The 14,113-nt window shown below is 54.3% G+C and carries 8 protein-coding genes; 4 read left to right on the plus strand and 4 right to left on the minus strand.

From position 1 onward, the window contains the following. The first annotated feature begins 163 nt into the window (after positions 1–163). From E5C26_RS08670 to E5C26_RS08680, 3 genes are all read left to right on the plus strand, one after another. Positions 164–4,000 carry an amino acid adenylation domain-containing protein gene (locus tag E5C26_RS08670; RefSeq protein ID WP_135315920.1) on the plus strand — a complete coding sequence of 1,279 codons (3,837 nt, stop codon included), beginning with the start codon at positions 164–166 and terminating at the stop codon, positions 3,998–4,000. Then, positions 3,997–4,923, plus strand: a complete 927-nt coding sequence (locus tag E5C26_RS08675) for a pseudouridine-5'-phosphate glycosidase (RefSeq protein WP_135315921.1) — start codon at positions 3,997–3,999, stop codon at positions 4,921–4,923. Before E5C26_RS08670 ends, E5C26_RS08675 begins: the two co-directional genes overlap by 4 nt. Positions 4,924–5,138: 215 nt before the next feature. Continuing rightward, the gene (locus E5C26_RS08680; protein WP_135315922.1) at positions 5,139–6,284 is read left to right on the plus strand and encodes an MFS transporter; all 1,146 of its coding nucleotides are present in this window, start codon (positions 5,139–5,141) and stop codon (positions 6,282–6,284) included. 51 nt (positions 6,285–6,335) lie between these two features. On the opposite strand, the gene pflA is transcribed toward E5C26_RS08680, so the two are convergent. The 4 genes from pflA to ycaO form a co-directional block, all read right to left on the minus strand. Beyond that, a complete protein-coding gene (gene pflA, locus E5C26_RS08685; RefSeq protein WP_012006131.1) occupies positions 6,336–7,076 on the minus strand; it encodes a pyruvate formate lyase 1-activating protein in 741 nt (246 codons plus the stop codon). A 298-nt stretch (positions 7,077–7,374) separates the two neighbouring features. Further along, positions 7,375–9,657, minus strand: a complete 2,283-nt coding sequence (pflB, locus tag E5C26_RS08690) for a formate C-acetyltransferase (protein ID WP_135315923.1) — start codon at positions 9,655–9,657, stop codon at positions 7,375–7,377. A gap of 54 nt (positions 9,658–9,711) precedes the next feature. Then, positions 9,712–10,572 (minus strand): formate transporter FocA, encoded by an 861-nt coding sequence (gene focA, locus E5C26_RS08695; protein WP_135315924.1) that lies wholly within the window; start codon positions 10,570–10,572, stop codon positions 9,712–9,714. A 461-nt stretch (positions 10,573–11,033) separates the two neighbouring features. Further along, positions 11,034–12,797, minus strand: coding sequence for a 30S ribosomal protein S12 methylthiotransferase accessory factor YcaO (gene ycaO, locus E5C26_RS08700; RefSeq protein ID WP_135315925.1), 1,764 nt, complete (start codon positions 12,795–12,797; stop codon positions 11,034–11,036). Between the two features lie 148 nt (positions 12,798–12,945). Here ycaO and ansB point away from each other — a divergent pair, with 148 nt between their 5' ends. Further along, positions 12,946–13,992 (plus strand): L-asparaginase 2, encoded by a 1,047-nt coding sequence (ansB, locus tag E5C26_RS08705; protein ID WP_135315926.1) that lies wholly within the window; start codon positions 12,946–12,948, stop codon positions 13,990–13,992. Positions 13,993–14,113 lie beyond the last annotated feature (121 nt).

The raw sequence follows: 14,113 nt of genomic DNA on the forward strand, positions 1-14,113 counted from the left end.
TGAGTGCCGAAAAGCTGTATGGATAACGACAGTAATGACAACGTCAGATATACCCTAATGGGATAAGGTCGGGCATTTCCCTGAATGGGAAGTGCTGCTAAAGCACGTCGTCATTACAGCCCTACCGGGATCCTTGCAAATGTGAGGCGTTCATAGAGTAAAAATGGATATTTCGGCGGGACTATTTGAACAGTTGGCTCAACACTACAGCCGGCAACCCGAAGCCATTGCGGTACAGGACGCGGACGGCGTACTGAATTATCGCGACTTCTGCCACCATGTTTTCAGTATTTCTTCCTGTTTGCGGCAGCGGGTTAGGACAGACAGCATTTGTATCGGTTTATTCTGCGAGCCTTCTACTACTCTGGTCAGCGGCGCCTGGGGGATTTTGGCCAGCGGCTATGCTTATTTACCGTTGGCGCCAGAATATCCCGATGAGCGGCTGCGTTATATGATTGCCGACTCAGCGGTAAAAGTTATTTTTTGCCAATATCATCTCAAAGAAAAATTGCAAACGCTGATCGGGCCTGACGTCACGATTATCACCGACAATGACATTCCTTATCTTTCTGACTTACCCGAAGTGGCTTTTGATATTGCTGATGCCAGCGATACCGCGCGGCTGGCCTATGTGATTTACACCTCAGGCAGTTCGGGCAAACCGAAAGGCGTAATGGTCAGCTACCCTAATATTTCCCGTCATATGCATTACCTGACCGGTCGTTTCGCTTTTGGCGCACACAGCAAAATTTTGCAGAAAACGCCCATGAGCTTTGATGCGGCGCAGTGGGAGATCCTGGCGCCGGCGATGGGATGTTCGCTGGTGATGGCCCCGAAGGATTGCTACCGCGATCCGGATATGATGGTGATGACGTTACTGCGTCATCAAATCACCAGCCTGCAATGCGTCCCGACGCTGCTGCAGGCGCTGGTCGAGCAGCCGCTGTTACAGGATTGCCAGGCGTTAACGCAGGTCTTTTGTGGCGGTGAGATATTGACGCGCAACCTGGCGCGGCAGTTCTTTCAGTGTCTGCCGCAGGCCAGCCTGGTCAACCTGTATGGTCCAACGGAATGCACCATTAATGCCTCGGTGCATGAGGTTGAGAAAGACGGGCTGGAACAGTCGCCGGACGCCGTTTCGATAGGCCGGCCGGTGGATGATACCCAGTTTTATGTGCTTGATGCGCACCGTCAGCCGGTGGCCGAAGGTGAAAAAGGCGAGCTGTACATTTCCGGTGTGCAGGTGGCCAATGGCTATTTGCAGCGCCCCGAATTGACGGCCGAACGATTTCTGACGAATCCATTTACCGCTGCGGCACAACATGCGCGTATGTATCGCACCGGCGATGTGGTTTACCGGGATAGCCTCGGCAGCTATCACTTTGCCGGTCGGGCCGATAACCAGATTAAACTGCGCGGTTACCGCATCGAACTCGATGAAATTCGCCTGGCCATTGAGCGTCACCTCTGGGTGAAAAGGGCGGCGGTGATGGTCAATGAAGATGAGCGAACCCACTATCAAAACCTGATCGCCTGTGTCGAGTTGGACTCGCAGCATGCGGTGTTGATGGATCAGGGTGTTCACGGTGAGCATCATCAGTCCAAGGCCAGCAGGCAGCAGGTCAAGGCGCAGCTGTCCAATGCGGGGTGCCGCAGCGAGGAGGAGTGCCGGGCATTGCCCGCGATCGCGCTTGCCGGTGCACAGGCTACCGCGCAGCAAAGCTATCGGGCTTTCAGCCGCAAAAGTTACCGTTTCTTTGAAGGGACGACGCGGGTCACCGAGGCGCAATTATTGTCGATCCTGGGGCGCAGCCCGCGCGCCGTATTAGCGAGTGAGCTGCAGGCGCTGTCGGCGGAGGATTTTGGCGCGCTGCTGCGTAACTTTGGCCAGTTCGCCAGTGAAAAACGTTTGTTGCCCAAATACGCCTACGCATCACCGGGGGCGCTGTATTCGGTTCAGATGTATCTCGAGCTGCACCGCATGTTTGACTGGCCGGCGGGGATCTATTATTACCACCCTGTTAACCACCGTCTGTATCGCCTATGCGAACTGCCTGAACAGGCAACGGCGAGTCTTAAAATCCATTTTGTCGGCAAACGTGCGGCCATCGATCAGGTTTATCAGAACAATATTCAAGAGGTTCTGGAGATGGAGGCGGGTCATATGTTGGGGTTGTTCGATGAACTGCTGCCGGAATATGGCCTGCAGGCCATCGCTGGCACCCACCCGGGGGCGTTGCCGCAGTGGTATGACGGCGCCGCAACTGACTATTATTTTGGTGATTATCGCCTTCAGCCAGCCAATAGGGAGGCAGTTGTCGAGCATCCAGAGTTTTTTGTCCAGGTGCATGCGCAGGGCGTCGCCGATATGTCTCCTGGGCTGTATCACTATCGCCAGGGATCGCTGCATTTTATGGATGAGGAGATCCTGGCACGCCATCACGTTATCGCCATTAATCAGCAGGTCTATCAGCGTGCGGGCTTTGGCATCATGCTGGTGAACAACCATGCCGATGCTCAGGGACATTACATTATGCTGGGGCGTGCGCTGCATCGCCTGCAGGCCAATCCGTTGGGGCTGGGGATGATGTCGGCCGGCTATAGCTCGAAAAGCGGGCACGACTTGCCTGCCGCAAAGGCGATGCGGGCGCTGTTGAGCCGCCACGGATTGCCAATGCAGAGCTGTTATTTCTGTATCGGCGGCCCGCTCAGCCAGTCGCAGCTGTGCCATGACGGTATGGATGAGGACCGGGTGCATATGCAAGGGCCAACTGAAATGCTGAAAGCCGATTTAGCCGCGCAGTTGCCACAATACATGATCCCCAACCGCGTGCTGGTCATGGACAAGCTGCCGCTGATGGCCAACGGTAAGGTTGACCAACAAACGCTTAATCGTATGTATGCTTGCCAACTGAATACCGAAAAGCCTCTATTGGCTCCAGAGGGCGAATTGCAACAGCGTTTGGCCGAAATCTGGTGCCGGGTCATGAAGTGGGAAAGGGTCTCTTCAGACGATGATTTCTTTGAAAGCGGGGGGAACTCACTCACTGCAGTGATGTTTATCAACCAGGTAAACAAAGCGCTCGATATTAAATTGCCGATGCAGATCCTGTTCCAAACGCCAAACATCGTTGCTTTGGCCGACTGGATAGAACGCAATGCCTGTCTCGCGCCACAGTTGTCGCGCCTGGTGCCTTTTACTCGGCAGCAGGCACCGGCGATTTTTTGCTGGCCAGGACTGGGAGGTTATCCGCTGAGTCTGAAAGCGCTGGGAGAGAGTCTGAGCCAGGAGCGTGCCTTTTATGGCGTGCAAGCGCAGGGCATTAACGAAGGTGAGCGGCCACTGGAGTCCATTCAGCAGATGGCGGCGGCCGATATCGCGCAAATCCGACGTTTGCAGCCCCACGGGCCCTATACCTTGTGGGGATACTCGTTCGGCGCACGCGTGGCTTTCGAGTCTGCCTACCAGTTGGAGGCTGAAGGCCAGGAAGTGGAGGCGCTGTATCTGATTGCTCCCGGCTCGCCAAAAACGCAATTTGACCGAGAGCAAGAGGGTAACCAACAGATCAGTTTTACCAACCCGGTGTTTGTGGCGATTTTATTTTCCGTTTTTGCCCGCCAGGTGGAGGGGCCATTGCTTGAGCGCTGTCTGGCAGAGTGCCGCGAAGAGGGGGACTTTGTGCGTTTTATTTGCCGCTGTTTCCCACAGCTTCAGGTGGAGCTGGTGGTGCGGATCATTGCGATCGTCAAGCAAACCTATGCCTTCGGCTATAACTTCGAGGAACTGCAGCAACGCCAGGTTCGGGCGCCGGTGACCGTTATTAAAGCGGCCGGCGACCATTATTCCCAACTTGAAAACTCACCGGCTCTGCAGGTTAATCCGCCACGGGTGATCCAACTGGCGGTCGACCATTACCAATTGCTGCAGCCTGAAGGTGTCGCGCAACTGCAAGCGGCGCTGTTTCCCTCTGTTTCCGCCAATATGATAAGTGAGTCATGATGCAAGCTAATTTACTGCCTTTGGTTATTCATCCTGAAGTGAAGGCCGCCCTGGAAAGCCGCCGCGCGGTGGTTGCGCTGGAATCAAACGTTATTACCCACGGGCTGAACTATCCTGCCAATGTGGAGACTGCGCTGGCGGTGGAGGCGGCAGTACGCCGCAGCGGCGCGGTTCCTGCAACCATTGGTATCTGCGATGGCGAAATTTTGGTGGGCATGCATCGCGAACAGATCGAACGTTTCGCCACCACGTCCGGTATCGCGAAAGTATCCAGCAACAATTTGCCTTTTGTGCTGGCGCAAAAAGGCATGGGGGCCACCACGGTGGCCTCGTCGCTGATGCTGGCCGAACTGGCCGGTATTGGTTTCTTTGCCTCTGCGGGCATTGGCGGTGTTCATCGCGGGGGAGAGGACAGCATGGATATCTCTTCCGATTTGATCCAATTTACCCGCACTAACGTGACGGTGGTGTGCGCAGGTGCCAAAAATATCCTTGATATCGGGCGTACGCTGGAGTTTCTGGAAACCCAGTGCGTTCCTGTGGTGACCTATCAAACGGACGATTTCCCGGCCTTCTATTGCCGCAGTAGCGGTTATCGCAGTCCGCAACGGCTGGACAGCCTGGAGGAGATTGCCCAGGCGATTGATATTAACCGCGCATTACCGGGTAGTGCGGCGATGGTGGTGGCAGCCCCGACCAAACCGGAGGATGCGATTGACAGCCGTGACGTTCAGGCAGCGATCCAGACGGCGATCAAGGACGCGGCCGCCGAAGGCGTGACTGGCAGCCAGGTAACCAAATTCATTATGAAAGCGGTCGAGCAGGCAACCCAGGGGCGTTCGGCCATGGCCAATGCAGCAGTCTTGGTGAATACCGCAGAAATTGCGGGCCAGTTGGCGATGGTTTATCACCGGCCGCGTTAAGAAAGTTTGGCGTCGTCTATAAGGAAGGGGCGACGCCGAAACCCCATTGGAGCACGCATGAAGCGGTCATTGGGAGCCCGTTTCCTGATGATGCTAGTCGGCGCTACGGAGGCAAAAAACAAATCGTGCGATCCACTGATAAGAGTCGATTGACTTTTTTATCGCCAGTGGCATGATGCGCGCACTCTCATTGCGTGTTCGGTTTCAATCTCACTATGTCCGCATATTCCCGCCCAGTGCTTCTGCTGCTCTGTGGCCTGTTGTTGCTCACGGTTTCTATTGCCGTATTGAATACGTTAGTTCCTCTTTGGTTAACCCATGCTCAGTTGTCAACCGGACAGGTGGGAATGGTAAGTTCCTCTTACTTTACCGGCAATCTGCTCGGCACGCTGATGGCGGGTAAACTGATCCAGCGCATTGGCTTTACCCGCAGCTATCATCTTGCCTGCGTGGTGTTCGCCGTGGCGACTGCCGGTATGGCATTGTCGCTCGATTTCTGGAGTTGGATGGGCTGGCGTTTCTTTGCCGGTATCGGCTGCGCCTGGATTTGGGTGATTGTTGAGAGCGCCTTATTGCGCAGCGGAAACCTTTCCAACCGTGGGCAACTGCTGGCGGCCTATATGATGGTTTACTACCTGGGGACGGTGGTCGGCCAACTGTTGCTGAGTATGGTGTCTACCGAACTGTTGAACGTGGTGCCCTGGGTGACGGCGATTGTGATCAGCGCCATGTTGCCGATGTTGTTTGCCCGGGTGAACAGCCAGCATGACGAACCCCAACACGCCGCGGTTTGGCCGATGTTGAAACGCCGTAGCGCGCGACTGGGCATCAATGGCTGTATTATCTCCGGGATTGTTCTCGGCTCGTTGTATGGCCTGATGCCGCTGTATTTATCTCATCAGGGGATGAGCGACGCCAACGTCGGTTACTGGATGGCATTACTGGTCAGTTCAGGCATTGTCGGCCAGTGGCCGGTGGGGCGTCTGGCTGACCGCTATGGCCGCCTGCTGGTGCTGCGGATTCAGGTATTTGTGGTGATCCTCGCCAGTATGGCGATGCTCAGTCACTCCGCCATGGCTCCGGCGCTATTCATTCTCGGCTGTGCCGGGTTTACCCTGTATCCGGTCGCGATGTCCTGGGCCTGTGAGAAGGCGATGCCGCATGAGCTGGTGGCGATGAATCAGGCACTGTTGATGAGCTACACCATTGGCAGTCTGCTCGGCCCGTCGATGACGGCGCTGCTGATGCAAAATTATTCCGACCAATCGCTGTTTGTGATGATTGCCGCCGTAGCACTGGTCTATCTGATGATGCTGCTGAAAAAGCCAGATCCTCAACACACCCCGTTCGCTGCCGCCTGAGCATAAAAAACCCGGCCAGAGTGCGCCGGGTTTTTTGTTGTAGCCAAGGCCTTAGTACATCACTTTGTGGCCGTAGCTTTCCAGAATGCCTTTGACGCGTTCCATGGTGTCCGCTTTCGGTGGATGGACGCCGTCCAGCTTGTACTCTTCCCCCATCGCTACCCACTTATGCTTGCCCAGTTCGTGGTAAGGCAGCAATTCGATTTTCTCGATGTTGGTCATGTCCTTGGTGAACTCACCCAGCAGGTGCGTCGACTTGTCATCATCCGACCAACCCGGCACCACGACGTAACGGATCCAGGTGCGCTGATTACGCTTCGCCAGATAGCGGGCAAATTCCAGCGTGCGGTGGTTGGAAACGCCGACCAGATTTTGGTGAATATCGTCATTCATCTGTTTGAGATCCAGCATCACCAGATCGGTGGCATCCAGCAGTTCGTCGATTACCGGATCGTAACGGCGGACAAAACCATTGGTGTCCAGACAGGTGTTGATCCCTTCTTCATGGCAGGCGCGGAACCAGTCGCGGACGAATTCGGCCTGCAAAATCGCTTCGCCGCCGGAAGCGGTAACGCCGCCGCCGGAAGCGTTCATAAAGTGGCGATAAGAGACGGCGTCTTTCATCAGCTCTTCCACGGTGACTTCTTTCCCGCCGTGGGTATCCCAGGTATCACGGTTGTGGCAATACAGGCAGCGCATCAGGCAGCCCTGGAAGAAAACGATAAAGCGGATCCCTGGGCCGTCTACGGTGCCACAGGATTCGAAGGAGTGGATGCGACCTTTCACTGACATTGCGGGGTTCTCTCCAATATTGACTGTCAAACGCAGTCTAAAAGTAGGCTTGTAACCGCCAGCAGGGATCAGCGATGCAGCAAGCGGGCAGGGCCCGACGACTGGGGTGGAACGATTCCTGTTGGCCGGTTATTACGCCGGATAACTGTTTTGCCGGATAGCCATTCCATTGAGTATAGCCATCTGGCAAAACAGACTCGCGCTGAGTCAGGGGACTGCATTATTAAAAAGGCCGGAAAGATCCGGCCCCGGGGTTCAGCTTAACCACCGGGCGGGAAACCCCGCCCGGATGGGGCAATTACATCGACTGAGTGAAAGTACGGGTAATTACGTCTTGCTGTTGTTCTTTGGTCAGCGAGTTGAAGCGAACGGCATAACCGGATACGCGGATGGTCAGCTGAGGATATTTCTCAGGGTTTTCCATCGCGTCCAGCAGCATTTCACGGTTCATCACGTTAACGTTTAGGTGCTGGCCACCTTCGATAGAGGCTTCGTGGTGGAAGTAACCGTCCATCAGACCTGCCAGGTTGGCTTTACGCACGTCGTCATCTTTACCCAGCGCGTTTGGCACGATGGAGAAGGTGTAGGAGATCCCGTCTTTCGCATAGGCAAACGGCAGTTTGGCTACGGAGGTCAGGGAGGCTACGGCACCTTTCTGGTCACGGCCGTGCATTGGGTTGGCACCTGGACCGAATGGAGCGCCTGCACGGCGGCCATCTGGGGTGTTACCGGTTTTCTTGCCGTAAACCACGTTAGAGGTGATGGTCAGTACAGACTGAGTTGCTACTGCATTACGGTAGGTGCGCAGTTTCTGAATTTTCTTCATGAAACGTTCTACCAGGTCACAGGCGATGTCATCTACGCGAGCATCGTTGTTACCGAACTGCGGGTATTCACCTTCGATTTTGAAGTCTACGGCCAGGCCGTCTTCGTCACGGATGGTGGACACTTTAGCGTATTTGATAGCGGACAGGGAGTCAGCCGCAACCGACAGACCGGCGATGCCGCAAGCCATGGTGCGATAAACGTCACGGTCATGCAGCGCCATCAGTGCAGCTTCATAGCTGTACTTGTCGTGCATGTAGTGAATGATGTTCAGCGCGGTCACGTACTGCTTGGCCAGCCAATCCATAAAGTGGTCCATGCGTTCCATGACTTTGTCATAGTCCAACACGGTATCCATCATTGGCGCTTCTTTCGGGCCAACCTGGATTTTCATTTTTTCATCAACGCCGCCGTTGATGGCGTACAACATGGTTTTCGCCAGGTTGGCACGGGCACCGAAGAACTGCATTTGTTTGCCGACAATCATCGGGCTGACGCAACAGGCGATGGCATAGTCATCGTTGTTGAAGTCAGGACGCATCAGGTCGTCGTTTTCATACTGTACGGAGGAGGTGTCGATAGACACTTTCGCAGCGTATTTTTTGAAGTTCAACGGCAGTTTTTCAGACCACAGGATGGTCATGTTCGGTTCCGGAGACGGCCCCATGGTGTACAGGGTGTTCAGGAAACGGAAGCTGTTTTTGGTAACCAGAGTACGGCCGTCAACACCCATACCTGCCAGGGATTCAGTCGCCCAGATTGGGTCACCGGAGAACAGTTCATCATACTCAGGGGTACGCAGGAAGCGAACCATACGCAGTTTCATCACCAGGTGGTCAATCAGTTCCTGCGCTTGTTCTTCGTTCAGTTTGCCCGCATCGATGTCGCGTTGGATAAACACGTCAAGGAAGGTGGACACGCGGCCGAAGGACATGGCTGCACCGTTCTGGGATTTCACTGCGGCCAGGTAGCCGAAGTAGGTCCACTGTACGGCTTCTTGTGCGGTGGTCGCCGGGCCAGAGATATCGCAGCCGTATTTGGCCGCCATTTCTTTGATTTGACCCAGAGCGCGATGCTGTTCAGCAATTTCTTCACGCAGTTGGATGGTCATTTCCAGATCTTCGCCGTTTTCCAGCTTGGTCTGCAGTGACTTGAACTGGTTCAGCTTGTCGGCCATCAGGAAATCGATGCCGTACAGTGCTACGCGACGGTAGTCACCGATGATGCGGCCACGGCCGTATGCATCAGGCAGACCAGTCAGCACGCCGGATTTACGGCAGTTCAGAATGTCTTTGGTGTAAACATCGAATACGCCCTGGTTGTGGGTTTTGCGGTATTCGGTGAACACTTTCTTCAGCTGTGGATCCAGTTCGCGGCCGTAGACCTTACAAGAACCTTCCACCATTTTGATGCCGCCGAATGGGATCAGCGCGCGTTTCAGTGGTGCATCAGTCTGCAAGCCAACGATGGTTTCCAGCTCTTTGGCAATGTAGCCCGCGTCATGAGAAGTAATGGTAGCGGCAACGTTGGTGTCGAAATCAACTGGCGCATGGGTGCGGTTTTCCAGTTTGATCCCTTCCATAACCTTGTCCCACAAGGTGGAGGTGGCCTGAGTTGCGCCAGCCAGGAAGGATTCATCACCCTCGTAAGGAGTGTAGTTTTTCTGGATGAAGTCACGAACGTTGACTTCATTCTGCCAGTCACCCTTGCTGAAACCTTCCCAGGCTTTGGCTAATTTCTCGTTAAGTTCGGTCATTATACACCTACCTTTAATTGTGGAGTTCTAACTCGGCGCGCGGTAACTAACAGCTTAGTGCTGTTGTTCACCACCACGCAGATAAATTACCCAGTAAGTCAACCCAACCAGCAGACCGCCACCAATGATGTTACCGATGGTGACCGGGATCAGGTTGTCGATGATAAAGTTGCTTACGGTCAGATGAGCAAATTGCTCAGGTGTTGCCCCTACGGCTTGCCAGAATTCTGGCGTGGCGAAGTTTTTAACCACGATACCCATAGGGATCATAAACATGTTGGCGATGCTGTGTTCGAAACCGCTGGCGACAAACATGCCGACCGGCAGGATCATGGCGAACATTTTGTCCATCAGGCTGCGGCCGGAGTAGCTCATCCATACCGCCAGGCAGACCATCAGGTTAGCCAGGATGCCGAGGCAGACGGCCTCAACAAAGGTGTGATGCAGCTTGTGGTCCGCGGTTTGCAGGACGTTCAGGCCCCACTGGCCATTGGCGACCATGTGTTCACCAGAGAACCAGATGAGTGCCACGAAGAACAGGGCGCCAATCAGGTTGCCGATATAGACATTCAGCCAGTTGGCCCCCAGCTGATACCAGCTGATGCGGCCGCTGGCCTTGGCAATGACAATCAGCACGGTGGAGGTGAACAGGTCGGCGCCCGAAACCACCACCAGCATTAACCCCAGAGAGAAACAGATGCCGCCGACCAGTTTTGCCAGGCCGAAAGGCACACCGGCAGTGCCGGTAGTCGCAGTGATATAAAATACGAATGCGATTGAAATAAAGACACCGGCAGTAATCGCCAAATAAAATGTTTTCAGCGGGTGCTTGGTGGCTTTATACACACCTGCATCCTCAGCGATTTTCGCCGTTGCTGCAGGTAATATCAGATCGAAGGGGTTGTCAGCTTTCACACTAACTCTCGCTTTTAAGGGTTAAAACAACGCAATAAGATACTAACAAAGCAGTATAGGGTAAAAATTGATTTGGATCATAAGGCGAGAAACTAAAGCGGTCGAAAACCAGATAAATCGCAAGGTTTATTGAGTTAACATATTGAATTTAATGGTAAAACTATTTTTTAATGTTTGCAAATAATTTTGAAAAGACGGTCGTGACAGCCTCGGCAAGGTTAAATTTTAACGTATATTGTCACTTTTCAGGTGGTAGGGTTCAATAATCGGTTAATTATTATTTCACCAGTCAGTAACAATTGCCGTTTTATTTGTCTTGTTTGCTGATAAGTGCGTAATGAGGCGAAAAAAATAAACAGAAAACGCGCTTATTTAACCATCAAAATAAGAGGTTGATATTTTTGAGCAGAGATTCTGGGGTATAGCGCCGGCAGAGAGCCGCCGGCGCCAAGGTACTGAGATTATGCCTGTGCCCAATAGCGGCGCTTGGCGTTCTGCAGTTTCTCGTAGGCCGCCAACAGTGCCTGATGAGCCGGTAAGGCTTTCAGACTGCTATCGACCGCGAACAGGCCGTTAAAACGCTCTTCGCCGCTGATGGCCGCAGAGGCAGCATCCACCGCTTCCTGACCGTACATTTTCACGAAGGCCGCGTAGTACTGCGCCGGATCGCGTTCTGGCTCTTGTGTCAGCAGCAGCAGGGTTTGCAGGCAACGGTAATAGTTGCTGCGTGCCGGGCTCAATACCGAAGCGTTGAAGTCCTGCGTCCATTCGGCCCAAATCAGCGCCTGATCCATATCGCCGCCTGCCAGCGCCAGCATTGATTTCAGTTCGCCCACGCGCAGGGTATTCCAGGCGTTGTCTTTACCGGAGGCAATGCCCAACAGTTCACGCACGCGGGTGAAATCGTCCAGGCCTTCGTCGTCAAAGCGTTCAATCAGCGCCAGATATTCTTGTGGCTCCCACTCACTGCCCGGCAGCGCCAGCAGAAGATCTCGCAGGTGCGCACCCATGCTGTTGTTGGCCAGCAGCAGGTCTTCCGCAGGATAGATGTCGGACATACCCGGCACTATGATACGGCAGGCATACACATCCAGATGCTCGTAGTCGGCGATATACACTTCCGCGCCTTCTTTATCGAAGATGCTCATCAACGTGGCGAACTCTTCCTGCGTGCTGCCACTGAAACTCCAGTCGACAAACGGGTAATCCGCGTCCTGCTTGAACATATCCCAGGAGATCAAACCGCTGGAATCGATAAAGTGGGTTTCCAGGTTGGTGTGTTCTGCCACTTCTTCGTCGTCGAAGGTTGGTGCGGTGAACACGTCCAGATCCTTCAGGCTGCGACCCTGCAGCAGTTCAGTGACGGTACGCTCAAGCGCTACGCCAAAATCAGGATGGGCGCCGAACGAGGCGAAACAGGTGCCGTTAGCCGGGTTGAACAGCACAACGCAAATTACCGGGTAGTTGCCGCCCAGTGAGGCGTCGTAGGACAGGATTGGGAAACCTTCTTCTTCCAGCTTGGCGATGGCTTCCACCACGCCCGGATAGCGGTTCAACACTTCAGCCGGGATCTCCGGCAGGCTGATGGATTCGGCGATGATGCGGTTTTTCACATAGCGCTCGAACACCTCAGACAAGCCCTGTACGCGGGCTTCGTTGGCGGTGTTGCCGGCAGACATGCCATTGGACACATAAAGGTTACCGATGATGTTCATCGGGATGTAAACCGTCTGCTGGTCTGACTGACGGGAAAACGGCAGGGCGCAAATACCGCGTTCGCCATTACCGGATTGCAGATCGATCAGATCGCTGGCGTTAACGTCCTGATCCGGATTGTAGAACGCATGCAGACGTTCATCGAGAATACCGGCCGGCAGCGAATCATCGGCCGGGATCGGGAACCATTTCTCGTTCGGGTAATGCACGAAATCGCCTTCGGCAATCTGCTTGCCCAGATAGAAGTCAGCAAAGAAATAGTTGGTAGAAAGGCGTTCAAAGTATTCGCCCAAAGCGGAGGCCAGCGCAGCTTTTTTGCTGGCGCCTTTACCGTTGGTGAAGCACAGCGGACAATCGCGATCGCGGATATGAACCGACCATACGTGCGGCACCGGGTTCAGCCAGGAGGCCTCTTCGATATTAAAACCCAGATCGCTTAATTTCTGTTGGAAACGGGCGATAGAGTCTTCCAGCGCGGCATCTTTGCCAGGGATAAAAGTTTGCGTCATTGTCTTCACTTTTTGAGCGTACTAAAAACGCGCAATGATACGGGGTTTTACGCCCAAGCTCCACGTATTCCTAAAGCGGTGGCAAAGTCACAGTTTTTTTGGGGATAAGGGCCATAATTCAGCGGGTTATCTATCATGGAGAAACCTAATGAAATCAGTGAAACTCAGCGCTGTAGCGCTACTGCTGGCGGGGGCAAGCGGTTCTGCGTTGGCATTGCCTACCATCACCCTGCTGGCGACCGGCGGCACCATTGCCGGCGGCGGCGAGTCGGCGACAAAATCCAACTATACGGCGGGAAAACTGGGCGTTGATGCTCTGGTGAATGCCGTACCGGAGCTGAAAAACGTCGCCAATGTCCAGGGTGAGCAGGTGGTGAATATCGGTTCGCAGGATATGAATGATGAGGTTTGGCTGAAGCTGGCGAAGAAAATCAACGCCGACTGCGCTAAAACCGACGGTTTTGTGATCACCCATGGCACCGATACGCTGGAAGAAACCGCCTACTTTCTTGATCTGACGGTTAAATGCGACAAACCGGTGGTGATTGTCGGGGCGATGCGCCCAGCGACGGCGATGAGTGCCGACGGCCCGTTTAATCTGTATAACGCCGTAGTGACGGCGGCAGATCCGCAATCGGCCAAACGTGGGGTGCTGGTGGCGATGAACGACAGCGTGCTGGATGGCCGTGATGTGACAAAAACCAACACCACATCGGTACAGACTTTCCAGTCGCCCAACTTTGGCCCGCTTGGCTACATTCATAACGGCAAGGTTGACTATCAACGTTCGCCGCAGCGCAAGCACACCACCGAGACGCCGTTTGACGTCTCCAGTCTGACAGCGTTGCCCAAAGTCGGCATTATCTATAACTATGCCAACGCCTCCGATGCGCCGGCCAAAGCGCTGATTGCCGAAGGTTATCAGGGCATCGTCAGTGCCGGAGTCGGTAACGGCAATCTGTATAAAACGGTGTTCGACACGCTGGCGACGGCCGCCCATAACGGCGTCGCCGTGGTGCGTTCTTCCAGAGTGCCCACCGGGGCGACTACCGAGGATGCCGAAGTGGATGACACCAAATTTGGCTTTGTAGCCGCTGGCACACTGAACCCGCAGAAAGCACGGATCCTGCTGCAATTGGCGCTGACGCAGACCAAAGATGCCAAACAAATTCAGCAGATGTTTAATCAATACTGAGTGTCTTTTCTTCATTCGGGGGCCTGCGCGGCCCCCAGCCATGTTGGCTGAATACAGCATAATAAACCGCGTTAACCCACTGAATTGGCCGCTGTCACAGCGTTTTATTGCAAAAAATACC

This window comes from Serratia proteamaculans (assembly GCF_004684015.1).
Classification (GTDB): domain Bacteria; phylum Pseudomonadota; class Gammaproteobacteria; order Enterobacterales; family Enterobacteriaceae; genus Serratia; species Serratia proteamaculans_F.

Bases quoted from the DNA above. Each gene is read 5' to 3' on its own strand.
- E5C26_RS08670 (WP_135315920.1), top strand. From the start codon at position 164: ATGGATATTTCGGCGGGACTATTTGAACAGTTGGCTCAACACTACAGC.
- E5C26_RS08675 (WP_135315921.1), top strand. From the start codon at position 3,997: ATGATGCAAGCTAATTTACTGCCTTTGGTTATTCATCCTGAAGTGAAG.
- E5C26_RS08680 (WP_135315922.1), top strand. From the start codon at position 5,139: ATGTCCGCATATTCCCGCCCAGTGCTTCTGCTGCTCTGTGGCCTGTTG.
- pflA (WP_012006131.1), bottom strand. From the start codon at position 7,076: ATGTCAGTGAAAGGTCGCATCCACTCCTTCGAATCCTGTGGCACCGTA.
- pflB (WP_135315923.1), bottom strand. From the start codon at position 9,657: ATGACCGAACTTAACGAGAAATTAGCCAAAGCCTGGGAAGGTTTCAGC.
- ycaO (WP_135315925.1), bottom strand. From the start codon at position 12,797: ATGACGCAAACTTTTATCCCTGGCAAAGATGCCGCGCTGGAAGACTCT.
- ansB (WP_135315926.1), top strand. From the start codon at position 12,946: ATGAAATCAGTGAAACTCAGCGCTGTAGCGCTACTGCTGGCGGGGGCA.